Annotated in this window: 23 protein-coding genes; 17 read left to right on the top strand and 6 right to left on the bottom strand. The window is 70.3% G+C overall.

Annotated features, from left to right (window positions below):
• Positions 1-72: 72 nt before the first annotated feature.
• Positions 73-897 carry a phospholipid scramblase-related protein gene (locus C2L59_RS16325; protein WP_103350360.1) on the bottom strand — a complete coding sequence of 275 codons (825 nt, stop codon included), beginning with the start codon at positions 895-897 and terminating at the stop codon, positions 73-75.
• 134 nt (positions 898-1,031) lie between these two features.
• On the opposite strand from C2L59_RS16325, the gene C2L59_RS16320 reads away from it, so the two are divergent.
• From C2L59_RS16320 to C2L59_RS16305, 4 genes are all read left to right on the top strand, one after another.
• The gene (locus tag C2L59_RS16320) at positions 1,032-2,069 is read left to right on the top strand and encodes a methionine synthase (RefSeq protein ID WP_103350417.1); all 1,038 of its coding nucleotides are present in this window, start codon (positions 1,032-1,034) and stop codon (positions 2,067-2,069) included.
• A gap of 85 nt (positions 2,070-2,154) precedes the next feature.
• Complete coding sequence (locus C2L59_RS16315; protein ID WP_103350359.1) at positions 2,155-2,859, top strand: hypothetical protein; 705 nt, start codon at positions 2,155-2,157, stop codon at positions 2,857-2,859.
• Between the two features lie 11 nt (positions 2,860-2,870).
• Positions 2,871-5,030 (top strand): NAD-dependent DNA ligase LigA, encoded by a 2,160-nt coding sequence (gene ligA / locus C2L59_RS16310; RefSeq protein ID WP_103350358.1) that lies wholly within the window; start codon positions 2,871-2,873, stop codon positions 5,028-5,030.
• Positions 5,030-5,524 carry a GNAT family N-acetyltransferase gene (locus C2L59_RS16305; RefSeq protein ID WP_103350357.1) on the top strand — a complete coding sequence of 165 codons (495 nt, stop codon included), beginning with the start codon at positions 5,030-5,032 and terminating at the stop codon, positions 5,522-5,524. The genes ligA and C2L59_RS16305 overlap by 1 nt, the downstream gene beginning before the upstream one ends.
• Before the next feature lie 71 nt (positions 5,525-5,595).
• Here C2L59_RS16305 and C2L59_RS16300 read toward each other — a convergent pair whose 3' ends face one another.
• Positions 5,596-6,249, bottom strand: coding sequence for an amino acid-binding protein (locus tag C2L59_RS16300; RefSeq protein ID WP_199199104.1), 654 nt, complete (start codon positions 6,247-6,249; stop codon positions 5,596-5,598).
• Positions 6,250-6,485: 236 nt separating this feature from the next.
• On the opposite strand from C2L59_RS16300, the gene gatC reads away from it, so the two are divergent.
• The 6 genes from gatC (at position 6,486) to C2L59_RS16265 (ending at position 12,619) form a co-directional block, all read left to right on the top strand.
• Positions 6,486-6,785, top strand: coding sequence for an Asp-tRNA(Asn)/Glu-tRNA(Gln) amidotransferase subunit GatC (gene gatC / locus C2L59_RS16295; RefSeq protein WP_103350355.1), 300 nt, complete (start codon positions 6,486-6,488; stop codon positions 6,783-6,785).
• Complete coding sequence (gene gatA, locus C2L59_RS16290) at positions 6,782-8,299, top strand: Asp-tRNA(Asn)/Glu-tRNA(Gln) amidotransferase subunit GatA (protein WP_103350354.1); 1,518 nt, start codon at positions 6,782-6,784, stop codon at positions 8,297-8,299. Before gatC ends, gatA begins: the two co-directional genes overlap by 4 nt.
• The gene (gene gatB / locus C2L59_RS16285; protein ID WP_103350353.1) at positions 8,296-9,801 is read left to right on the top strand and encodes an Asp-tRNA(Asn)/Glu-tRNA(Gln) amidotransferase subunit GatB; all 1,506 of its coding nucleotides are present in this window, start codon (positions 8,296-8,298) and stop codon (positions 9,799-9,801) included. The genes gatA and gatB overlap by 4 nt, the downstream gene beginning before the upstream one ends.
• Positions 9,802-9,809: 8 nt before the next feature.
• Positions 9,810-10,340, top strand: a complete 531-nt coding sequence (locus C2L59_RS16280) for a hypothetical protein (protein ID WP_103350352.1) — start codon at positions 9,810-9,812, stop codon at positions 10,338-10,340.
• Between the two features lie 405 nt (positions 10,341-10,745).
• Positions 10,746-11,477 (top strand): cupin domain-containing protein, encoded by a 732-nt coding sequence (locus C2L59_RS16270; RefSeq protein WP_103350350.1) that lies wholly within the window; start codon positions 10,746-10,748, stop codon positions 11,475-11,477.
• Positions 11,477-12,619, top strand: coding sequence for a Gfo/Idh/MocA family protein (locus C2L59_RS16265; protein WP_103350349.1), 1,143 nt, complete (start codon positions 11,477-11,479; stop codon positions 12,617-12,619). The genes C2L59_RS16270 and C2L59_RS16265 overlap by 1 nt, the downstream gene beginning before the upstream one ends.
• 227 nt (positions 12,620-12,846) lie before the next feature.
• Here the strand turns inward: C2L59_RS16265 and C2L59_RS16260 are convergent, their stop codons facing one another.
• Complete coding sequence (locus tag C2L59_RS16260; RefSeq protein ID WP_103350348.1) at positions 12,847-14,055, bottom strand: sorbosone dehydrogenase family protein; 1,209 nt, start codon at positions 14,053-14,055, stop codon at positions 12,847-12,849.
• Positions 14,056-14,120: 65 nt separating this feature from the next.
• On the opposite strand from C2L59_RS16260, the gene C2L59_RS16255 reads away from it, so the two are divergent.
• From C2L59_RS16255 to C2L59_RS16245, 3 genes are all read left to right on the top strand, one after another.
• Positions 14,121-15,029 carry a 2-hydroxyacid dehydrogenase gene (locus C2L59_RS16255; RefSeq protein WP_199199103.1) on the top strand — a complete coding sequence of 303 codons (909 nt, stop codon included), beginning with the start codon at positions 14,121-14,123 and terminating at the stop codon, positions 15,027-15,029.
• Between the two features lie 37 nt (positions 15,030-15,066).
• A complete protein-coding gene (locus tag C2L59_RS16250; protein WP_103350346.1) occupies positions 15,067-15,642 on the top strand; it encodes a DoxX family membrane protein in 576 nt (191 codons plus the stop codon).
• Between the two features lie 248 nt (positions 15,643-15,890).
• On the top strand, positions 15,891-16,250 hold the full coding sequence (locus C2L59_RS16245) for a VOC family protein (protein WP_103350345.1): 360 nt from the start codon (positions 15,891-15,893) through the stop codon (positions 16,248-16,250).
• A 58-nt stretch (positions 16,251-16,308) separates the two neighbouring features.
• On the opposite strand, the gene ilvD is transcribed toward C2L59_RS16245, so the two are convergent.
• Both ilvD and C2L59_RS16235 read right to left on the bottom strand, forming a co-directional pair.
• Positions 16,309-18,153 carry a dihydroxy-acid dehydratase gene (gene ilvD / locus C2L59_RS16240; RefSeq protein ID WP_103350344.1) on the bottom strand — a complete coding sequence of 615 codons (1,845 nt, stop codon included), beginning with the start codon at positions 18,151-18,153 and terminating at the stop codon, positions 16,309-16,311.
• Positions 18,154-18,200: 47 nt separating this feature from the next.
• Complete coding sequence (locus tag C2L59_RS16235) at positions 18,201-18,650, bottom strand: PH domain-containing protein (RefSeq protein ID WP_103350416.1); 450 nt, start codon at positions 18,648-18,650, stop codon at positions 18,201-18,203.
• A 324-nt stretch (positions 18,651-18,974) separates the two neighbouring features.
• Here C2L59_RS16235 and C2L59_RS16230 point away from each other — a divergent pair, with 324 nt between their 5' ends.
• The 4 genes from C2L59_RS16230 (at position 18,975) to C2L59_RS16215 (ending at position 22,781) form a co-directional block, all read left to right on the top strand.
• Positions 18,975-20,867, top strand: coding sequence for an acetolactate synthase large subunit (locus C2L59_RS16230; protein ID WP_233223518.1), 1,893 nt, complete (start codon positions 18,975-18,977; stop codon positions 20,865-20,867).
• A 1-nt stretch (position 20,868) separates the two neighbouring features.
• The gene (gene ilvN / locus C2L59_RS16225) at positions 20,869-21,375 is read left to right on the top strand and encodes an acetolactate synthase small subunit (RefSeq protein WP_003080760.1); all 507 of its coding nucleotides are present in this window, start codon (positions 20,869-20,871) and stop codon (positions 21,373-21,375) included.
• Between the two features lie 34 nt (positions 21,376-21,409).
• On the top strand, positions 21,410-22,423 hold the full coding sequence (gene ilvC / locus C2L59_RS16220) for a ketol-acid reductoisomerase (RefSeq protein ID WP_026469083.1): 1,014 nt from the start codon (positions 21,410-21,412) through the stop codon (positions 22,421-22,423).
• Between the two features lie 79 nt (positions 22,424-22,502).
• Positions 22,503-22,781: a DUF397 domain-containing protein gene (locus tag C2L59_RS16215; protein WP_103350342.1), complete on the top strand. Its 279-nt coding sequence runs from the start codon at positions 22,503-22,505 to the stop codon at positions 22,779-22,781.
• Here the strand turns inward: C2L59_RS16215 and C2L59_RS16210 are convergent.
• Complete coding sequence (locus tag C2L59_RS16210) at positions 22,778-23,641, bottom strand: nuclear transport factor 2 family protein (RefSeq protein WP_103350341.1); 864 nt, start codon at positions 23,639-23,641, stop codon at positions 22,778-22,780. The genes C2L59_RS16215 and C2L59_RS16210 overlap by 4 nt on opposite strands.
• Positions 23,642-23,664 lie beyond the last annotated feature (23 nt).

Genomic DNA, 23,664 nt, shown 5'->3' with positions numbered 1-23,664 from the left:
CCAGCCTTTCTTCACCCTGAGCCGTGCCGGGCCCGCTGTCCACCTGGCGGCACTGAGACGCCGGTCACTCGATCAGTCGGTGTCCTGCTTCAGGGCGGTGTCGATCGTCAGGGCCGCAGCGACCACCATGCTGGCGAGGGGGTCCGTCAGCGGATTCGGGATCTCCACGACGTAGTTGTCTGCCGTGGTGAAGGCGGCTTTGACGAAACCGCCCCAGGTCTTGGTCACGCGGGCGACCTCGGCGCCGGCGTGGTCGCGGATCGAGAAGTTCCAAGCACGCCAGTTCTCGGCGAAGATGCCGCCGACCGAGCGGCCGTCGACGATGAAGCCGAACCTGATCTTGCCGAAGACGTTCTCCTGGACGATCTCGCCGATCGGGGTCTCGTCGGCCCTGGTGACCAGGAACCGCGACTTGAACACCTTCGCCGGCCGGGTCACCTTGAGCACGGTGCTGTGGTTGGCGTCGCGGACCTCGAACTTGTGGGTCAGGTACTGGTCGTACTTGGTCAGGAGCCGGATCGCCTTCTTGAGCGTGCTCTGGCCCACCTCCACGACCCCGCCGAGCCGGTTGCCGTTCTGGTCGAAGACGCCGAACTCGTTGGCCATCTCGATCAGCTTCGCGCGCTGGTTGACCACCAGGACCGGCTCGGTGAACAGAGTGCCACCGCCGCTGCGGGCGCCGCCTCGGCCGCGTGTTGCGCGGCTGACCTGGTTCTGGATGCGGGCCGGATCGTGGGCGCGTTCGATGTCCAGCTCGATCGGCACGGAATCGCTCGGCGGCGGCGCCTGGTAGGCAGGCCGGGTGTCGGCGGTCCATGCCCGGCCATCCCACCAACGATGCAGACGGGGGTCCCGCGCGTCGGGATACCAGCCCGGCTGCGGTGGCGAACTCGTCATGGCCGGTCAGCCTATCCGGGCCGACCCGCTCATGGTGCTGCTCAACGGATATGCGGTGAATGTCCGCATCCCGGCGGCCCGGTACGCCGGCCCGGTCGGCGTCGACGGTGGGTGGTCGACCAGAATCGGTGGTCGTGAGCGAGCGAATCTGGCCCGTCGGGGCCGCGACGGCGATCGGCTCGATGCCGGGCAAGGACCCCGCCGAGGCCGCGGCGGTCGTGTTCGGCGAGCTATCCGACTTCCCGCATCTGCCCGAACTGCCGGCCCGTGGCGTCGGGGCGGACATGCTCGGCCGGACCGCCGCCCTGCTCGTCGACCTGGCCGTCGACGTCGTGCCGAGCGGTTACCGCGTCGCCGCCCGGCCCGGGCATGAGCACCGCCGGGCCGTTGACCTGCTTCGCTGGGATCTCGACGCCGTGCAGGAGGCGCGCGAGAAGGCCGGGGTCACGCCGCCGGTTTTCAAGATCCAGGTGGCCGGGCCGTGGACGCTCGGCGCCGGGATCGAGCTTCCGCGGGGCCATCGGGTGCTCACCGACCACGGCGCCCTGCGCGACTTCACGTCGTCCCTGTTGGACGGCCTCACCGAACACGTTGCCGAAGTGCAGTCCAGGACCGGGGCGCCGGTCGTCGTCCAGATCGACGAGCCGTCGCTGCCTGCCGTGCTGGCCGGTGGCCTGTCGACGCCGTCCGGGTACGGGACCGTCCCGGCCGTTCCGGCGCCCGAGGCCCGCCAGCTGCTGGCCACCGTGATCGACGGCGTCCGGCGGATCACCGGCCAGGCGGTGATCCTGCACTGCTGCGCCGCGAAACCGCCCCTGGGCCTGCTGCGCGAGGCGGGGGCCGACGCGCTGGCTTTCGACCTGGCCGCGCTCGACGGGGCCTCCGCTGCGTTCCTTGACGAGATCGGCGAGGTGTGGGACGGCGGCGCCACGCTGTTCTTCGGCGCGGTTCCGGCGACGCCTCCCGCGGTGTCGCCGAGCCTGAAGGACGTCGGTGAGCCCGCCTTCAGGCTGGCCAGCCGGCTTGGCTTCAACCGCAGCGTCCTCGTCGAACGGGCAGTGCCGACACCTGCCTGCGGCCTCGCCGGCGCGACGCCGGAGTGGATGCGCCGGGCCCTCTCCCTGACGCGGGATCTCGGCAAAGCCTTCGTCGAGCCGCCTGAAGGCTGGTGACGGAAATCCGGCAACTCGCCGACGTCCGTCGTGGCCGGCAAGTAGCGTGTCGGGGAAGCCGACCGAACGAGGACCACCCGTAACCATGCGCCTGTTCCGCCGCAAGAACGCCGCCGCCGATCCGCCTGATCCGCGTACCGCGTGGCCCGAGCAGCCCGTGCCGGAGGACCCGTCGGCGGCCGCCGAGACGTTCTGGCACGGCTGGTTCGAGCTGCTGCCGATGGTCAGCGCGGCCTTGGGTGAGGGCGAGCCGCACCGGGTCGAGCACGAGCTCTGCCAGCTGGTCGAGGCGCTCCACCCGCGGCTGCACTTCTCGCTCGAGCGTGGTCGCCGAGCGATCTACGCCCTGGTCGTGACCGGTCAGGAGGATCCGGCCGTGCGGCCGTTCACCGACGCGTGGCGCGCCGCCGCGCCGCCGGACGACGCGATCTGGGAGTACCACGACTCGGTTCCGCCCGTGCCCGACCCGACCGAGGTCACGGTGAACCTCGGGGAACGCCGGATCGCGCTGGCCGATGTGCGGGTCGTCGCGCAGGTGGACGACGAGGAGCAGGTCGTCGACGTCGCCGTCTTCCACCCCGGGTTTGGGGACCTCGACGAAGCCACCCGGCAGACCATGACCTTCCTACCCCTCGATGCCACATTGGGTGAACGGCTGGCCGCCGAACGGTTACGCCGCGTCGAGACCGCGGCGGCCGAGCCGGCCGGGGCGATCACCCTTCTGGAGTTCCGTGAACTGGTGCGCGGGCTGGGCGGCGACCAGGCCGAAAATGTCGGTACCGCCGACTAGGGTTACCACCCGTGAGCAGCACCGAACTTCCCCCGGACCAGAGCGCGGCGGCCGCCGAGGACGTGACCGACGTCCCGGCCGACGTGCGTGAGCGGCACGGCGCCCTCGCCGAGGAACTGCGCAACCACCAGTTCCGCTACTACGTCCTGGACTCGCCGATCATCTCCGACGGGCAGTTCGACGAGCTGCTCAGCGAACTGCAGCAGCTCGAGGACCAATACCCCGGGCTGGTCACGCCCGATTCGCCGACGCAGCGGGTCGGGGGCACGTTCTCGACCGAGTTCACCGCGTACGACCACCTCGAGCGCATGCTCAGCCTGGACAACGTGTTCGACCCCGACGAGTTCCTGGCCTGGGTGGAGCGCGTCGAGAAGGAGGTCGGGCAGACCGAGTTCCTGGCCGAACTGAAGATCGACGGCCTGGCGATCAACCTGTTGTACGAAAAGGGCCACCTCACCCGGGCGCTCACCCGCGGTGACGGCCGGACGGGCGAGGACGTCACGCTCAACGTCCGCACGCTCGAGCAGGTCCCGGAGACGCTGACCGGGACCGACGAGTTCCCGGTGCCCGCTCTGGTCGAGGTGCGCGGCGAGGTCTTCTTCCGCGTCGAGGACTTCCTCGAGCTGAATGCGAAGATGGTCGAAGCAGGGAAGCCGCCGTACGCGAACCCGCGCAACACCGCGGCCGGCTCGCTGCGGCAAAAAGACCCGAAAATCACCCGCGAGCGGCGGCTGCGGCTGATTTGCCACGGATTGGGCAAACGCGACGGCTTCGAGCCGCAACGCCAGTCGGAGGCGTACGACGCGCTGGCGGCGTGGGGTCTGCCGGTGTCGCCGCACAGCAAGGTCCTGACGTCGGCGGACGAACTCACCGCGCACATCACCTACTGGGGTGAACACCGGCACGACGCCGAGCACGAGATCGACGGCGTGGTCATCAAGGTCGACCGGGTCGCGCTGCAACGGCGGCTCGGCACGACGTCGCGCGCGCCGCGGTGGGCGATCGCGTACAAGTACCCGCCCGAAGAAGCCATCACGACGCTGCTGGACATCCAGGTCAACGTCGGGCGGACCGGGCGGGTGACGCCGTTCGCCATCACCGAACCGGTCAAGGTCGCGGGGTCGACCGTCGCGCGGGCGACCCTGCACAACCAGGAAGAGGTCAAGCGCAAGGGCGTGCTGATCGGCGACCGGATCGTCATCCGGAAGGCCGGTGACGTCATCCCCGAGGTGCTCGGGCCGGTGGTGGACGCGCGGACCGGTGACGAGCGCGAGTTCGTCATGCCCACCCACTGCCCGGCCTGTGGTACCGAACTCGCCTATCAGAAAGAAGGCGACAAGGACATCCGGTGCCCGAACAGCCGGTTCTGCCCCGCGCAGCTGCGGGAGCGGCTGTTCAGCCTCGCCGGACGGGGCGCCTTCGACATCGAGGTCCTCGGATACGAGGCGGCGGCCGCCCTGCTCGACGCGCGGGTGATCGCCGACGAGGGCGACGTCTTCGACCTGAACGAGGACAGCCTCGCCGAGGTCGAACTGTTCCGGACCAAGGCCGGCGAGTTGTCGGCGAACGCGCGAAAGCTGCTCGCCAACCTGGACGTGGCGAAGGACCGGCCGCTGTGGAAGGTGCTGGTCGCTTTGTCGATCCGGCACGTCGGGCCGACCGCGGCGCAGGCGCTGGCGCGGGAGTTCGGCTCGGTCGAGCGCATCGAGCAGGCGACCGAGGAAGAGCTTGCGGACGTCGACGGCGTCGGTCCGACCATCGCCCGCGCGACTCAGGAGTGGTTCGAGGTCGGCTGGCACCGGGAGATCGTCGAAAAGTGGCGACGCGCCGGCGTGCGGATGGAGGAGGAGCGCGACGACTCGATCCCGCGCAACCTCGAAGGCCTGTCGATCGTGGTGACGGGCTCGCTCGACGGCTTCTCCCGCGACGAGGCCAAGGAGGTCATCATGGCCCGCGGCGGGAAGGCTGCCGGGTCGGTCTCGAAGAAGACCGCGTTCGTCGTCGTCGGGGATTCGCCTGGTTCGAAATACGACAAGGCCGTTCAGCTGAAGGTGCCGGTGCTCGACGAAGGCGGCTTCCGCGTCCTGCTGGAGCAGGGGCCCGAGGCGGCGCAGGAGGTGGCGCTGCCGGCCGGTGACGAGACCGCCGAGGGAGAAATCGGGGGAGACTGATGGGTGACGTCGAGATCCGGCCGCCGCGGCCCGAGGAGTACGCCGCGGCGGGCGAGGTCACGGTGCTGGCGTACGAATCCGATGGTCACCTGGCCGACGACGTCGGCTACGACGCGATTCTGCGTGACGTCGCTCGGCGGGTCGAGGCGGCCGAGGTCCTCGTTGCCGTGGACCGGGTGGGCGACGTGGTCGGCACGGTGACCATCGTGCAGCCGGGGTCCGAATACGCCGAGATCTCGCGTCCGGGGGAGCTGGAGTTCCGGATGCTGGCGGTGGCGCCGTCGGCGCGTGGTCGCGGTGTCGGCGACGCCCTGGTCGGGGCCGTGTTCGACCGCGCTCGCGCGCTCGGGCTCCGCAAGGTGGTGCTGAGCAGCCTCGACCGGATGCACAGCGCGCACCGGCTTTACGAGCGGCTGGGATTTGCGCGGCTGGCCGAGCGGGACTGGCGGCCGTTTCCGCACGTCACGCTGATCGCCTACCAGATCGACGTCTGACCTGGGGTTGGACGGAAAAGGGACGAGCCGTGTGGGGCTCGTCCCTTTTCCGACGACGACTGCCGGTCGCGTCAGCCGTCGAGGACGACCGCGACGATGCCGGCGAGGTGGGCGAGCCGGGCGACCTCGGCGGCGCGGAAGTTCGGGCCTCCAGGGCGGGCGACCAGCAGGGCCTTGCCCGGTTTGCCGAGCGGCGTTGCCGCCAGCTCGGTACCGAGCTCCTTCCACGTCTCCGGGATCCACGCTTCTTCGCTGTCGAGGACCGTCGCGCGCTCGAGAGGCAGCCACGGCAGGTCCGTGATCGGGGTCTCCGGGGCCGCGCTCGACGAGGCCAGGCGGACCGCGCCGGTCTCCGAATATTCGACGATCATCGCCCAGCCCGCGCGCACGATGCGGGGGACGCCCTCGGCGAGGATGTCGAGGCCGGACTTCGGTTGCGCCGCGATCTCTTCGACCAGCTCGAGCTCGCGGTGCGTGTCCAGGACACCCGCGTAGGGACGGACCGCGTCCACTTCGACGCCTTCGACGCTCTCCGCGGCCGTGATCAGCGCGTCGGGCAAGCGGCCCGACGGGAGCTCGACCACCAGGTCGTCGACGGCGACTCCGCTGCCGCGCTCGACGACGTCCACGCTGAGGATGTCGGCGCCTACCGTGCCGAGTGCCGTGGCGACTGCGCCGAGGGTCCCCGGGCTGTCCGGGAGGAGGACCCGGATCAGGAACGACACCACGCGCCCCTCTCACCTCTGGCGTCCCAGCCTTGCCGTGGGACGCTCGATGCCGGTCGCCGATTGTGACAGACCCATCCGGCTCACGGGGCCTGCTGTCCGCCGGGCGGGATGTGAGCGTCGCCGGGCGGCAGCCTGCCTGCGCCGGGCGTAACCCAGTCGAGTCCGCCCGCGCCGCCACCATAGACTTGCAGCTTCCGAGACAACCCGCACAGCACAACCCGGGAGTCACCCGCGTGCCCAACATTTCCCGAGACGAGGTCGCGCACCTCGCGAAGCTGGCCAGGCTGGCCGTGACCGACGACGAACTCGACGTCTTCGCCGGCCAGCTCGACCAGATCCTGGACTCGGTGGCCAAGGTGAGCGAGGTCGCCGCCGACGACGTGCCGCCGACGTCGCACGCCGTGCCGCTGACGAACGTCTTCCGACAGGACGTCGTCGTCCCCGGGCTCTCGCAGCAGCAGGCGCTGGCCGGTGCGCCGGCCACCGAAGAAGGCCGTTTCCGGGTGCCGCGGATCCTGGGGGAAGAGCAGTGACCGAGCTCATCAAGCTGACCGCCGCGGAGCTGGCGGGCAAGATCCACGCGCGTGAGGTGTCCGCGGTCGAGGTCGCGCAGGCCCACCTGGACCGGATCGCCGAGGTCGACGACCACATCCACGCGTTCCTGCACGTCGACACCGAGGGCGCGCTGGCCGCGGCCAAGAAGGTCGACGAAGGGCTCGCCGAGGGCAACGCGCCCGCGTCGCCGCTGGCCGGCGTGCCGCTCGCGCTGAAGGACGTCCTCACCACCGAGGGTGTGCCGACGACCTGTGGTTCGAAAACGCTCGAAGGCTGGATCCCGCCGTACGACGCGACCGTGACGCGCAAGCTGCGCGAGGCCGGTGTCGTGATTCTCGGCAAGACGAACATGGACGAGTTCGCCATGGGGTCGTCGACCGAGAACTCCGCGTACGGCCCGACGCACAACCCGTGGGACCACGCCCGCATCCCGGGCGGGTCGGGCGGTGGCTCGTCGGCGTCGATCGCGGCCTTCGAGGCGGCGCTGGCCATCGGCACCGACACGGGCGGCTCGATCCGGCAGCCCGGGTCCGTCACCGGGACCGTCGGGGTCAAGCCCACCTATGGTGGCGTGTCGCGCTACGGCCTGGTCGCTTTTTCGTCGTCGCTCGACCAGGCCGGCCCGTGTGCCCGGACGGTGCTCGACGCTGCGCTGCTGCACGAGGTCATCGCCGGGTACGACCCGCGGGACTCGACGTCCATCGACGCACCGGTGCCGCCGGTCGTCGCCGCTGCGCGCCAGGGTGCGAACGGTGACCTGAAGGGCGTCAAGGTCGGCGTCGTGAAGGAGTTCGGCGGCGACGGCTACCAGCCGGGGGTCGAGCGGTCGTTCCAGGCCGCGGTCGAGCAGCTGCGGGCGCTCGGGGCTGAGGTCGTCGAGGTCTCTTGTCCGAATTTCGTCTACGCGCTGCCCGCGTACTACCTGATCGCGCCGAGCGAGTGCTCGTCGAACCTCGCGCGGTTCGACGCCATGCGCTACGGCCTGCGCGTCGCCGACGACGGCACGCACAGCGCGGAAGAGGTCATGTCGCTGACTCGCGAGAAGGGCTTCGGCGCCGAGGTCAAGCGGCGGATCATGCTGGGCACCTACGCGTTGTCGTCCGGCTACTACGACGCCTACTACGGCTCCGCGCAGAAGGTGCGCACGCTGATCACGCGTGACTTCGACGCCGCCTTCGAGAAGGTCGATGTCCTCGTTTCGCCCACGACGCCGACCACGGCGTTCAAGATCGGCGAGCGCGTGGACGACCCGATGGCGATGTACCTCGCCGACCTGTGCACGATCCCGTCGAACCTCGCCGGCAACGCCGCCATGAGCGTGCCGAGCGGGCTGTCCGACGAGGACGGCCTGCCGGTCGGGCTGCAGATCATGGCCCCGGCGCTCGCCGACGACCGGCTCTACCGGGTCGGCGCCGCCTACGAGGCCGCCCGCGACGCCGCCGCCGGCGGGGCCCTCATCCACAAGGTCCCGGAGCTGGGAGGAACGAAGTGACTGCCGTGGCCGAGTTGATGGACTACGCCGACGTCATCGAACGCTTCAACCCCGTCCTCGGGCTCGAAGTGCACGTCGAGCTGAACACGAACACGAAGATGTTCTGCGGCTGCCCGAACGAGTTCGGGGGCGAGCCGAACACGAAGGTCTGCCCGACGTGCCTCGGTCTGCCCGGCGCGCTGCCGGCGGTGAACGGCAAGGCCGTCGAGGGCGCGATCCGGATCGGTCTCGCGCTGAACTGCGAGATCGCCGAGTGGTGCCGGTTCGCCCGGAAGAACTACTTCTACCCGGACATGCCGAAGAACTTCCAGACCTCGCAGTACGACGAGCCGATCGCCTTCAACGGCTACCTCGACGTCACGCTCGACGACGGTGAGGTCGTGCGCGTGGAGATCGAGCGCGCGCACATGGAGGAGGACACCGGCAAGTCGCTGCACGTCGGCGGCGCCACCGGGCGGATCCACGGTGCCGAGCACTCGCTGCTCGACTACAACCGGGCCGGCGTGCCGTTGATCGAAATCGTGACAAAGCCGATCGAAGGCACCGGGGAGCGGGCGCCCGAGGTCGCGCGGGCGTACGTGAGCGCGCTGCGGGACCTGCTTCGCGCCCTCGACGTGTCCGACGTCCGGATGGACCAGGGGTCGCTGCGGTGCGACGCGAACGTTTCGCTCATGGCGAAGGACGCGACCGAGTTCGGCACCCGCACCGAGACGAAGAACGTCAACTCGCTGCGCAGTGTCGAGCGCGCTGTCCGCTACGAGATGACGCGGCAGGCGGCGATCCTTGCCGAGGGCGGCTCGATCAAGCAGGAGACGCGGCACTTCCAGGAGGCCGACGGCACCACGTCGGCAGGCCGGACGAAGGAGACCGCCGAGGACTACCGGTACTTCCCGGAGCCCGACCTGGTCCCGATCGCGCCGTCGCGCGAGTGGGTCGAACAGCTGCGCGGGACGCTGCCGGAGATGCCTTCGGAGCGGCGGAAGCGGATCCAGCACGAGTGGTCGCTTTCCGACGAAGCCCTGCGTGACCTGCTGAACGTCGGTGCCGTCGACCTCGTCGCGGCCACCGTCGAGGCCGGCGCCACGCCGGACGAGGCGCGCGGCTGGTGGGTCAACACCCTCGCCCAGGAGGCGAACACGCGCGAGGTCGAGCTGACCGACCTGGCGATAACGCCGAAGCAGGTGGCCGAGGTCATTGGGCTCGTGTCGTCCGGTGAGCTGACGAACAAGCTCGCCAAGGAGGTCGTCCAGGGTGTGCTCGCGGGTGAGGGCGAGCCGCGGGAGGTCGTCGAGAAGCGGGGGCTGAAGGTCGTCTCGGACGACTCGGCGCTGCTCGCGGCGATCGACGAAGCCCTGGCGGGCCAGCCCGACGTCGCGGACAAGATCCGTGGCGGGAAGGTCGCCGCGGCGGGGGCGATCGTCGGTGCGGTCATGAAGGCGACCAAGGGGCAGGCCGATGCCAAGCGGGTTCGTGAGCTGATCATCGAGCGCGTCGGTTCTTGACCTTTTCGATGACACAGCCGATCTCCGTCAAAAGCGTCACCTGGCGCGAGTGGCTCGGCCTGGCGGCCGGGCTGCTCGCGCTGGGGTCGACGTTCCTGCCGTGGACGACCCTCAGCGCCGACAAGCCGGACATCGAGGGCATCCTCGCGCAGCTGCCGCACGGTGATGTCGTCCGCAACGCGTGGGACTCGAGCTTCTTCGCCTGGTGCCCGCCGCTGCCGTTGCTGCTGGCTGGTCTGGTCGTGGTCGTTTTCGGGCGGATCCGGAACCTGCGGGTCAGCGGCCTGCCGCACCTGTGGCTGGTGGTCGCCGCCGCGGCGCTGCTGCTGATGGCGATCGGCTGGGTCACCCTCGACTGGGAGTTCGACGCCGACCAGCGCGGCATCTTCGACGCCGCCGGAATCACCATCGGCGCCGGCCTTGGGCGGTACCTCGGACTGCTCGCCGGGCTAAGTTCCGTCGTGATCGCTTTCCTGGACGTGCGAGCTATGCGCGCGGAAAGCCGGCAGCCGCGGAAGGCTCGCAGTCAAAGCCGTTAAGCCTTCGCTCGCGGGACTGCTTTGCGAGTTCGGCAGGGTTCTTAACGTTCGGTGAATTTCTGACCTCGGTATCGCGGTCGTCCGTCTGGCTGATCGCGGTCGCTGACGACGTTGTCATCCGCGGTCGGCGTTGCATGAGAAAGCGCTTTCTGAAACGGTCGGAGAGGTGCGGCCCAGCCAGGACAAGGTCGCTTGGTCCGTCGGCGTCACGGGCGGTGTGGAGCGGCGCAGGCTGGGCGCCAGGAACCGAGGAAGGAGACCCCGTTGGCTCAGGGAAAGCGCTTACGGGTCGCCGTCGTCGGGGACCGGGGCCATCGCGGACATCTACCGCTACCGGATCGTCGTCGCCGACGGCGCCTGGGACCGCGACCGGGTGATCCGCTCTTTAGACGGGCACGGATGGTCATGACCGGATTTCCGCTACCGGGTGGCATCGGCGTCTCGCACCTGCGCGCCTACGACTGGACGGCCGAAGACGGCGTCTGCGGTGGCAGCCCGCACGTCCATTTCGCCTGCACCGAGGCCTACGTCGTCACGGGGGGACGGGGTGCCGTCCAGACGCTGAGCGTCGGCGGCTACGTCGAGACGCCGCTGGAGGCCGGGGTGATCGCGTGGTTCGCGCCCGGGACCGTGCACCGGATGGTGCAGGACGACGGCCTGCGCGTCCCGGTCCTCATGCAGAACAGCGGCCTGCCCGAGGTGGGGGACGCCGTGTTCACCTTTCCGCCCGACGTGCTCGCCGACGCGGCCGCGTACGCCGGGGCCGCGGCGTTGCCGAAAACCGACCACGCCGCGCGGCACCGTCGTGACCTGGCGGTTCGTGGGTACCTGCCTGTGCGCGACGCCCTGCGGGACGGCGATTCCGAGCCGCTGCGGACGTTCCACCGCGCGGCCGTCGCGCTCGTCGCGCCGAAGGTCGCAGAGTGGGTACCGCGCTGGCGCGCCGGGGCGCTGCAGGCCGCCGAGCTGACCGGTGCGCGCCTTGCGGCCCTCGCCGACGGCGACGGGAGCCACCTCGACCGGTCCGGCGTCCGGGTCGCGACGCCGTCGAACCCGGACGGCTACGGCACGTGCGGACGTCGCGCCGAATACGACATCCCGTGGGACGGATCCCTCGACCAGGAAGGCATGCAGTGATGAACCAGTCCAGCATCGGAGTGCTGCTCAACGGGGTGACCGGCCGGATGGGCTACCGGCAGCACCTGCTCCGGTCGGTCCTGGCGATCCGCGACCAGGGCGGCGTCGCCCTGCCGGACGGCAGCCGCGTGCAGCTCGAGCCGATCCTCGCCGGGCGCAACGCCGCCAAGCTCAAGGACCTCGCCGACCGGCACGACCTCACGGCGTGGACCACCGACGCCGGCTCCGCGCTGCAGGACGTCGACATCTACTTCGACGCGCAGCTCACGACAGCGCGCGAGCCGTCGGTGCGGGCGGCGATCGCCGCGGGCAAGCACGTCTACGCCGAGAAGCCGCTGGCCGAGTCGCTGCCGGCGGCGCTGGAGCTGGCCGCGCTCGCGCAGGACGCCGGGATCTGCCACGGGGTCGTGCACGACAAGCTGTTCCTGCCCGGGCTGCGGAAGCTGCGTCGGCTGGTCGACGGCGGGTTCTTCGGCCGGATCCTGTCGGTGCGCGGCGAGTTCGGCTACTGGGTCTTCGAGGGTGACTGGCAGGAGGCGCAGCGCCCGAGCTGGAACTACCGCGCCGAGGACGGCGGCGGGATCGTGCTCGACATGTTCTGCCACTGGAACTACGTGCTGGAGAACCTCTTCGGCCGCGTTTCGGCGGTGACGGCGAAGGCGGTGACGCACATCCCGCGCCGCTGGGACGAGCAGGGCGAGGCGTACGCGGCGACGGCGGACGACGCCGCGTACGGCATCTTCGAGCTCGAGTCGGGGGCCATCGCGCAGATCAACTCGTCGTGGTCCACGCGGGTCTTCCGCGACGAACTGGTCGAGTTCCAGGTCGACGGCACCGAAGGCAGCGCGGTCGCGGGCCTGCGGCGTTGCCGCGTGCAGCACCGGTCGGCGACGCCGAAGCCGGTGTGGAACCCGGATCTGCCGGCGACCGAGCCGTTCCGCGACCAGTGGCAGGAGGTGCCGGACAACGCCGAGTTCGACAACGGCTTCAAGGCGCAGTGGGAGGAGTTCGTGCGGGACGTGGTCGCCGGGCGGCAACACCGGTTCGACTTCTTCTCGGCCGCGCGGGGGCTGCAGCTCGCGGAGGCCGGGTTGACGTCGTCGGCGGAGGGGCGCCGGGTCGAGCTGAAGCCGCTGAGCTGACCCGCCGCCGGCCGTGCCTGGCGGGGTTGGGTACGGCGGCCGGTGTGGTCGTTGAACGGACCATGTGGCTGAGGGGGCGGGTCTGGCCCTAGTCCGGCGGGCGGTGCCCGGCGGCGCGAGCCATGCCTTGGTCGATAATCGGCGACGGGTAATCGGCCGGCGTGCGTGGTGAACCCGGACCGGCGCGCGCCGTCGTCGATTTTCGGCGACAAGGCGAAACCCGCAGGTCAGTCCTTGCCGTTGCCGCCGCCGGAGGTGGCTGGGGTGATCAGGACCACCCGGTCGTCGCTCGAGACCGGGGTGCCGCCGTCCTTGTTCACCGTGCCCGCCACCGCCAGTTGCGGGTTGATCATGCTCATGCCCGCGAGCCGGCCGTACGTCAGCGGGGGCTTGCCCGTCTTGCCGTCGAGGCTCACCGTCGGCTTGCCGCTGATCGCGCCCTCCGCGGTCACCGCGAGGTTCTGCAGGTTTCCGGCCAGGGACGTACCCACCGACAACGAGCCGTTGGCGTCGACGAAGTCCGCGCAGCCCGCGACGCCCGGTTTGTCCGGCCACGTCCACGCCGGCGTCGTCAGGGGCCGGCCGGCCTGGATCCGGTAGAGGGCGTCCTTGTCCGGCAGGCGGTCGGTGACCCAGACGCGGCTGCCGTCGGCGGAGGCGCACACGCCGCCCGGGGCGTGCAGGCCCGCCGCCACCACCAGGTTGCCGTTCGGGTTGCCCGCCGCGGCCTTGCCCGACGTGTCGATGCGCAGCACCTTCCCGGCGAGGGAACTCGGGTCGGCCGCCGCGCCCGGGTTGCCCGCGTCGCCGGTGGCGACCAGGAGCGCGCCCTTGTTGTCGGTGCCGATCGTGCCGCGGTTGCCGGACGCGCCCTTCGGGATGCCGGTCAGCACCGGCTTGGGCGGCTGGCCCTTGGCGAACCGCACGACACGGTTGTCGGTCGCCGTCGTGACGTAGGCGAACACCAGCTGGTCCTCGACGTACGACGGCGAGAGCGCGAGGCCGGTCAGGCCGCCGTCGCCGGCCGGCTGGACGTCGAGCTTCGCGAAGTCCGTCGCGTCCTTGCCGCCGGTGGCCAGCATGACGCGGCCGCTTTTGCGCTCGCCGGCCAGCGCGCTCGGCGTGGAGCCGTCGCCCGGCAGGCCGGCCACCGCGGCCACGGTGTCCAGGCAGGTCGCGATCACCGACGAATCGAAGTCCTTGCAGCCCTGCGGCGGGGGCACCGGCGCCGCCGACTGGCCCGGCCGCTGCTGCTTGCCCTCACTGCCCGAATCCGCGCCCGGGCCCTGGACCTCGGGCGGCGACTCGGGGCTCGGCACGGGGGCCGGGCTGAACGTCTGGCCCGCCGCGGTGTCGTCGAACCGCGCACATCCGGTGGGCAGCAGGACGCCGCAGGCCACGATCGCCAGCAGGGCCGAGCGGTACCGGGTGCGCATGATCCCCCAGCCTAGGGGCCGGTGCGTGAACCATGGGTGAGTCCTCCTCGATTACGTTGGGGATCATGACGCTGACCGTGCTGGTGCCCGACGACGAGGGCATGACCGTGCTCGCCGAGGTTCCGCGGGTCCTGCCCGTGCGCTACCAGTGGGGCGAGCCGGTGCCGCCCGAAGCCTCGAAAGCCGAGGTCCTGATCCCCGGCAAGCACCCGCCGGGTGACCAGCTGTGGCGCACCGTGCCGAACCTGAAGCTGATCCAGCTGTTGTCCGCCGGCGCCGAGGACTGGGTCGGCAAGGTGCCCGACGGCGTCCTCCTCTCCACCTGCCGCGGCGCGCACGGCGGGAGCACCGCTGAGTGGGTCGTCGCCGTGCTGCTGTCGCTGTACCGGCAGCTGGACGTCTTCGCCGCCGCGCAGCGCGAAGGCCGCTGGGCGCGGCAAACGACCGACACGCTGCAGGGCAAGCGCGTGCTCGTGATCGGCGCCGGCGACCTCGGGCAGCACCTGCGGCGCCGGCTGGAGCCGTTCGACGCGCGCTGCACCATGGTCGGGATGACCGCGCGGGACGGCGTGCACGGCGTGCGCGAGCTGCCTGTCCTGCTCGAGCTGCACGACGTCGTGGTGCTGATGGTGCCGCTGACGTCCCGCACCCGGGGGATGGCCGGCGCGGAGTTCCTGTCCCGGATGCGCGACGGCGCGGTGCTGGTCAACGCCTCGCGCGGCGCCGTCGTGGACACCGACGCCCTGGTCGCCGAACTGACCACGGGACGGCTGCGGGCCGCGCTCGACGTCACCGATCCGGAGCCGCCGCCCGCCGGGCACCCGCTGTGGACGGTGCCGGGGTTGCTGCTGACCCCGCACGTCGGCGGGGCCGTGCGCGGGGTCCGTGGTCGTTCTTACGCCGTGGCCGCGGCCGAGATCGCGCGGTACGCCGGCGGGGAGCTGCCGGACAACCTCGTCCACGGCGAATACTGAGCTCGCCAGGGCCGCGGCGATCCCCTAACCTGCGCGGGTGAGCAGTGGAGACGACTTTTCGCAGCAGCCCACCAGCGTCCTGTCGGGTGTCGAGGACGACCGGCCGGACGACACGCCGCGCCAGGGCGGCCTCGGCCTCGGCCTGCTGATCCTGCGGCTGGCGCTCGGCCTGACCATGGGCGCGCACGGCCTGCAGCACCTGTTCGGCCTGTTCGGCGGGCCGGGCATCGGCGGGTTCGCGCGGGTGCTGGAGACGTTCGGCTACCACAAGCAGACGACGCTGCTGTCGTGGATCACCGGCATCACCGAGGTCGGCGGCGGCGTGCTGGTGATCGTCGGGCTGTTCACCCCGCTGGCGGCGGCGGGCCTGCTGGGGGTCGCGGCCAACGCGGTGTACGCGAAGTTCCACGGCGGGTTCTTCGAGGGGCAGGGGCAGGGTTTCGAGCTGGAGCTGCTGCTCGGGGCGGCGGCGTTGAGCCTGCTGTTCACCGGGGCCGGGCCGATCTCGCTGGAGCGGAACACGCCGTGGCGGAAGCGGCCGCTGCCGTTGGGGCTGGTGGCGCTGCTGCTGGCGGCCGCCGCGGCCGTGGTGGTCATCGTTCTGACGCGGTAACCGGAGGTGTGGATAACTCGGCTCGGGCCGGCCGGAACTGTCGGTGGCCTCCGGTAACGTTGAAATCGGGGGTCCCCCTCGCGGCTGAGGGCTGGGGAACGGGCGAAAACTGCGGCTGGGAACCGGTTGGTGAGCCAGAAAAGACGCGCTGCGACTCGGATCGGTGACCGCGCGCCTTGACGGATGTCAGGTTCCTGACATACCTTGGTTGGTGTCAGGAACCTGACACCAAGACAAGGAGCGTCACCATGCCCGCCACCGGCCCCGACTTCGTCTCGCTGCAAGCGCGCGACCTCGACGCTTCGCAGGCGTTCTACGAGCAGTACCTGGGCCTCGTCCGCTCACCCGCGGGGCCTCCGCACGCTGTGGTCTTCGAGACGAAGCCGATCGCCTTTGCGCTTCGCGAGGTCATCCCTGGGACCGATCTCGCGCAGCCCGGGGCCGGTGCCGCGATCTGGCTGCACGCCACCGATGTCCAGGCCATCCACGATGCTCTCGTCGCCGACGGGCACACCATCGTCTCCGCGCCGATCGATGGCCCGTTCGGCCGGACGTTCACCTTCGCCGACCCCGACGGCTACCGGATCACGCTTCACGACCGCGGCTGATCCGCCCAGCGAAAAAGGCCGCCCCGGGGAACCGGGACGGCCTTTTTCGGCAGAAAACCTACTTGTTCACGTCGCGGACCGCGCCGGTGTCCGCCGACGTTGCCATCCGGGCGTACGCGCGCAGGGCCGCCGTCACCGGGCGCTGGCGCTCCTTCGGCTGCCACGGCCGCTCCGACGCCTCCATCTTCGACCGCCGCTCCGCCAGAACCTCGGGGGAGACCAGCAGCTCCAGGCGTCGCTCGTGGATGTCCAGGAGGATGCGGTCGCCGTTTTCGACCAGGCCGATCAGGCCGCCCGCGGCCGCCTCCGGGGAGATGTGGCCCACCGAAATGCCCGACGAGCCGCCCGAAAACCGCCCGTCGGTGATCAACGCGCACTTCTTGCCCAGGCCCGAGCCCTTGAGGAACGCCGTCGGGTGCAGCATCTCCTGCATGCCCGGGCCGCCCGCCGGACCCTCGTAGCGGATCACCAGGACCTCGCCCGGCTGGATCTCCTTCTTCAGGATCGCCGACACCGCTTCCTCCTGGCTCTCCAGGACGCGCGCCGGGCCCTCGAAGTGCCACAGGTCCTCGTCGATGCCCGCGGCCTTGATCACCGCGCCGTTCTCCGCGAGGTTTCCCCGGAGAATCGCCAGGCCGCCGTCCTTCGTATACGCGTGCTCGACGTCGCGGATGCAGCCACCCGCCGCGTCCGTGTCCAGGGACGACCAGCGGTTCTCCGTCGAGAACGCCTGCGTCGTGCGGACTCCGCCCGGCGCCGCGTGGAACAGTTCGAGAGCGACCGCAGACGGCGACGAAGCCCGGATGTCCCAGGAACCGAGCCACGAGTCCAGATCACGCGAGTGCACCGACCAGACGTCGGTGTTGAGCAGGCCGCCGCGGTAGAGCTCGCCGAGGATCGCCGGGATTCCGCCGGCCCGGTGGACGTCTTCCATGTGGTAGTCGGAGTTCGGCGCCACCTTCGACAGGCAGGGCACGCGGCGGCCGATCGCGTCGATGTCGGCGATCGTGAAGTCGACCTCGCCCTCCTGGGCCGCCGCGAGGATGTGCAGGACCGTGTTCGTCGAACCGCCCATGGCCATGTCCAGGGCCATCGCGTTCTCGAACGCCGCCTTCGACGCGATCGACCGCGGCAGCACCGATGCGTCGTCCTCCTCGTACCAGCGGCGGCACAGCTCGACGACGGTCCGGCCGGCCGCCTCGAACAGCGCGCGGCGCGCGGCGTGCGTCGCCAGCGTCGAGCCGTTGCCGGGAAGCGACAACCCGAGGGCCTCGGTGAGGCAGTTCATCGAGTTGGCGGTGAACATGCCGGAGCACGACCCGCAGGTCGGACAGGCCGAACGCTCGACGATCGAAAGGCCGTCTTCGTCGACCTCGGGGCTGGCCGACGCGGCGATCGCGGTGATCAGGTCGGTCGGGGCCTGCGCGACGCCACCGACGACGACTGCCTTGCCGGCCTCCATCGGGCCGCCCGAGACGAAGACCACCGGGATGTTCAGGCGCATCGCCGCGTTGAGCATGCCCGGGGTGATCTTGTCGCAGTTGGAGATGCACACCAGCGCGTCGGCCTGGTGCGCGTTGACCATGTACTCCACCGAGTCGGCGATGATCTCGCGCGAGGGCAGCGAGTAGAGCATGCCGGAGTGGCCCATCGCGATGCCGTCGTCGACGGCGATCGTGTGGAACTCGCGCGCGACGCCGCCGGCTTCCTTGACCGCGTCCGCGACGATCTCGCCGAGGTCCTTCAGGTGCACGTGCCCCGGCACGAACTGCGTGTAGGAGTTGGCGATCGCGATGATCGGCTTGCCGAAGTCGCTGTCGGTCATGCCCGTGGCGCGCCAGAGCGAGCGCGCGCCCGCCGCGTTGCGGCCGTGGGTGGTGGTCCGGGAACGGAGAGGCGGCACGGGAACTCCCAGGTCAAAGGGTGGCCGGCGAAACTGGTAGGACCAATTTACTCCGGTGTGGAAGCTTCCGGCGTGCCGGGCTTGATGTCCCCGGTTTCGAGGACGCCGCTCGGGTCCGCGACCAGACCTTCGCTGACCAGCGACAGCACCGGCAGGTGCCGGGTCCGGACCGTCGGCAGCGGCACCTTCGTGTCGTCCTGCAGCACCGCCTGCACGCGGGCCCGCTTCGTGATCGCCAGCCCCTTCAGCGCCGACCACGGGATGTCGCGGTGGCCGAACACCGTCCGGACCGCCAGCCCCGAGCGCGTCGCCACGGTGCGGTGGCGGACCACGAACACCGCCAGCGCGATCGGGAAGATGTAGAGCCACTGCAGGTACGGGATTTCCCCGAGCGCGATCGGCGTCACGCACACCGTCAGGAGGGCGATCGCCATGAACGACGTGCGGGGGATGCGGAAGACGGCCTTCCGGCCTTCGTCCTGCTGTTTTTCGGCCACCCGGAAATGGTGCACCGCGCCGCTCACCGGCCCGGACCCGGGTCGCGCGGGTGTGACCCACGTCCACGATGCGGACACTCCGTCCCGCAGAGTTGACACCCGCGGGGCGTTCGGTCTAGCGTCATCGCCGTGACACCGCTGACCGGCCTCGTACTTCCCAAGCGCGTCGACGCTTAGGGAAGACTTTCCGCTGCGTCGACGCGCGAACCCTCGTGCGACCTTACGGTCGGCGAGGGTTTTTTGTTGCCCAAGGGAAGAGATTCCTGGCCCCACCGCAAAAAACCGACCCGAACGAGTGACACCGAGACCCACGAGGCAGATCCGATGACCAGTGCGACGTCGCGCAGCGACGCGAAGCCCGGGCCGACGCCCGGAACGCCCGGAGCACGTCCGAAGCCGGCACCACCGGCGGGAACGCCGGTGCGCGTCACCGGCGCCCAGTCCCTCGTGCGTTCGCTCGAGGCCGTCGGCGCCGAGGTGGTCTTCGGGATTCCGGGCGGCACCATCCTGCCCGCCTACGACCCGCTGCTCGACTCGACGAAGGTCCGCCACGTCCTGGTCCGCCACGAACAGGGCGCCGGCCACGCGGCCACCGGCTACGCGCAGGCCACCGGCAAGGTCGGCGTCTGCATGGCCACCTCGGGCCCGGGCGCGACCAACCTGGTCACCCCGCTCGCCGACGCGAACATGGACTCGGTCCCGGTCGTGGCCATCACCGGGCAGCAGTCCCGGGCGCTGATCGGCACGGACGCGTTCCAGGAAGCCGACATCTGCGGCATCACCATGCCGATCACCAAGCACAACTTCCTCGTCACCGACCCCGCGGACATCCCGCGGACCATCGCCGAGGCGTTCCACCTGGCCGCGACCGGCCGCCCCGGCCCCGTCCTGGTGGACATCCCCAAGGACGTGCTGCAGGAGATGACCTCGTTCTCCTGGCCGACCGAACTGCGGCTCCCGGGTTACCGCCCGACGCTGCGCCCGCACGGCAAGCAGGTCCGCGAAGCGGCGAAGCTGATCGCGAAGTCGCGGCGCCCGGTGCTCTACGTCGGTGGCGGTGTCATCAAGGCCGAAGCGCACGAGCAGCTGAAGCAGCTCGCCGAGCTGACGAACATCCCCGTCGTCACCACGCTGATGGCGCGCGGCGCGTTCCCCGACTCGCACCCGCAGCACCTCGGCATGCCGGGCATGCACGGCACGGTCGCCGCGGTCGCCGCCATGCAGCGCGCCGACCTGCTGATCGCCCTCGGCGCCCGGTTCGACGACCGGGTCACCGGCCAGCTGTCCTCCTTCGCGCCGGACGCCGCGATCGTGCACGCCGACATCGACCCGGCCGAGATCTCCAAGAACCGCAAGGCCGACGTCCCGATCGTGGGCGACTGCAAGGAGATCATCGGCGAGCTGATCACCGCCGTGCAGACCGAGTTCGACCACGGCGGGAAGCCCGACCTCGCCGACTGGTGGACCCAGGCCGACGACTGGCGCAAGACCTACCCGGCCGGCTACGAGTGGCCCGACGACGGTTCGCTGTCGCCGCAGTACGTCATCGAGCGGATCGGCGAGATCGTCGGCCCCGACGCCGTTTACGCCGCGGGCGTCGGCCAGCACCAGATGTGGGCCGCGCAGTTCGTCAAGTACGAGAACCCGCGCACCTGGATCAACTCCGGCGGCCTCGGCACGATGGGGTACGCCGTGCCGGCCGCGATGGGCGCGCAGTTCGGCGTCCCGGGCACCCAGGTGTGGGCGATCGACGGCGACGGCTGCTTCCAGATGACCAACCAGGAGCTGGCCACCTGCGCCATCGAAGGCGCGCCGATCAAGGTCGCCGTGATCAACAACGGCAACCTCGGCATGGTCCGGCAGTGGCAAAACCTCTTCTACTCGGAGCGGTACTCCAACACCGACCTCGGCACGCACAAGCATCGCATCCCGGATTTCGTGCTGCTGGCCGAGGCGCTGGGCTGCGCGGGCCTGCGGTGCGAGACGAAGGAAGACGTCGACGCCACCATCCGCCGCGCGATGGAAATCAACGACCGCCCCGTCGTGATCGACTTCGTCGTGGGGAAGGATGCCCAGGTGTGGCCGATGGTCGCGGCCGGCACCGGCAACGACGAGATCATGGCGGTCCGGGGCATCCGGCCGCTGTTCGACGACGACGAGGTTTCGGTCGAGACGACCGAGGCCGCCGCGGAAGCCGCTGGGGAAGGTGAGCGCTGAAATGAGCGTCCACACGCTGAGTGTCCTGGTCGAGAACAAGCCCGGTGTGCTCGCGCGCGTGTCCGGCCTGTTCTCCCGCCGCGGGTTCAACATCGAGTCCCTCGCCGTCGGGCCCACGGAAAACCCCGAGGTGTCCCGCATGACGATCGTGGTCGCCGTGGAAGAGCTACCGCTCGAACAGGTGACGAAGCAGCTCAACAAGCTGGTCAACGTGATCAAGATCGTCGAGCTGGAGCAGTCGACCGCCGTGCAGCGCGAACTGCTGCTCGTGAAGGTGCGCGCCGACAACACCGTGCGCAGCCAGGTCCTCGAAACCGTCCAGCTCTTCCGGGCCAAGGTGGTGGACGTCTCTCCCGAGGCACTCACCGTCGAGGCCACCGGGACGTCCGACAAGATCGGTGCGTTGCTCCGGATGCTGGAGCCGTATGGCATCCGCGAACTCGTGCAGTCCGGCATGGTCGCGGTGGGTCGCGGCGCCCGTTCGATCACCGCCACCTCGCCGCGCTAAAAGAAGTAAGTCAGGAAAGGAAGCAGTAACCCCCATGGCAGTGGAAATCTTCTACGACGACGACGCCGACCTCTCGATCATCCAGGGGCGCAAGGTCGCTGTCATCGGCTACGGCAGCCAGGGCCACGCCCACTCGCTGAGCCTGCGCGACTCCGGCGTCGACGTCCGCATCGGCCTGCCCGAGGGGTCCAAGTCGCGGGCGAAGGCCGAGGAGCAGGGCCTGCGCGTGCTCACCCCGGCCGAGGCGTCGGCCGAGGCCGACCTGATCATGATCCTGGCGCCGGACACCAAGCAGCGCCACATCTACGAGCAGGACATCGCGCCGAACCTCAAGGACGGCGACGCCCTCTTCTTCGGGCACGGCTTCAACATCCGCTACGACCTGATCAAGCCGCCGGCGAACGTCGACGTCGCCATGGTCGCCCCGAAGGGCCCGGGCCACCTGGTCCGCCGCCAGTTCGTCGACGGCAAGGGCGTCCCGGCGCTCATCGCCGTGGAGCAGGACGCCTCCGGCAACGCCCAGGCGCTCGCGCTCTCCTACGCGGCCGCCATCGGTGGCGCCCGCGCCGGCGTCATCAAGACGACGTTCACCGAGGAGACCGAGACCGACCTCTTCGGCGAGCAGGCCGTGCTCTGCGGTGGCGCGTCCGCGCTGGTGCAGACCGGGTTCGAGGTGCTCACCGAGGCCGGCTACGCCCCGGAGATCGCCTACTTCGAGGTGCTGCACGAGCTGAAGCTGATCGTCGACCTCATGTACGAGGGCGGCATCGCGCGCCAGCGCTACTCGATCTCCGACACCGCCGAGTACGGCGACCTGACCCGCGGCCCGCGCGTCATCTCGCCGGCGGTCAAGGAAGAGATGAAGAAGATCCTCGGCGAGATCCAGGACGGCACGTTCGCGCGTGAGTGGGTCGCCGAGGACGAGGCCGGCCGGCCGAACTTCACCAAGCTCGAGGAGCAGGGCAACCAGCACCCGATCGAGGCGACCGGCAAGAAGCTGCGCGACCTGATGTCGTGGGTGGACCGGCCGATCACCGAGACCGCCTGAGTTCTGCCACCCGAAGGGGACGCCCGGTGCCGGGCGTCCCCTTCGGTGCGTTCGGTGCCCGGGTCGCTACGCTGGAGACATGAGCGATCAGCCGGTCGACGACAAGGCGCACATCCGGCACCACCTCGACTTCACCAAGGCCGAGTGGATCCGGGCCGAGCCCGAAGGCGTCACCCTCGACGACTGCGTCGAGTACGCGTTCATCGAGCACACCGACGGCGTCACCTACACGGCGATGCGGCAGTCGGCGAAGCCGGACGGCGTGATCCTCGTCTTCACGCCGTCGGAGTGGGACGCGTTCGTCAAGGGCGTCCGCGACGGCGAGTTCGACCTGCCCGAAGACCTCGCCGAAGCCTAGAGCTTCGCCGCCAGCTCGGGGATCGCGCCGAGGTCGCCGGCGATGCCCAGATGGTCGCCGTAGTCGCGGGATTCGACGACCAGGCCATCGCGGATCCGCATGGCGAAGATGTTCGCGATCCGGACCGGCTTCCCGCCGTACTCGCCCTGGTAGGCGAACTCGCCGATCAGCACCTCCGGATCGGTGCCCTGGTAGGTGACCAGGTCCGCGACGGCGAAGGCCGGGTTCAGCGCCTTGCCCGCCGCGAAGTGCGCCCGCAGCTCGTCACGGGTGCGCACCACCTCGGAGCCCGGCAGGAACGGGTGCGTGACGTGCGTTTCCTCGGCGTACAGCTTCGGCAGCTCGTCCCAGCGGCCGCCGGCGACGCCGTGCACGAGCCGCTCGAACACCGTGCCCGCGCTTTCCGGCGTGACCGGGGACAGTCCGCGCGGCGGCGCCTGCTCGTAGGCCTTGGCCAGCTGGTCGACGCCGTCGCGGATGACCGCGAGCCGCAGGTAGTCGTGGTAGTCGCGGGAATGGACGATCAGGCCGTCGCGGATGCGCAGCACCTGGATGTTGGCCGTGGAGATCGTCCGCCCGGTTTCGACCGACTCGGCGTCGTAGCCGTATTCGGCGACGATCACCTCGGGGTCCGTCGTCTCGTGGACGACGATGTTCTTGCGCTTGAGCCGCAGCGATCCGGCGAGGGCGCCGGTGAAGTGCTCGTGGATCGTCGCGCGGCCGATGGTGCGGGTGGGCCGCGGCACGGCCTGGGGGTGCTCGACGACGGCATCTTCGGCGTAGAGCGCGGAAAGGTCTGCCCACCTCCCTTCGCCGATGCCGTCGGACAGCGCGGCGAACACCTCGCGGGGTGAGTTCACGAGTTCCTCCCAGTGACAAAAAC

Origin of the sequence: Amycolatopsis sp. CA-128772, from assembly GCF_002904295.1 — a bacterium.
Classification (GTDB): Bacteria; Actinomycetota; Actinomycetes; order Mycobacteriales; family Pseudonocardiaceae; genus Amycolatopsis.
Note: the sequence above shows the minus strand (reverse complement) of the source record. Positions and strands in the feature narration are given on the sequence as shown.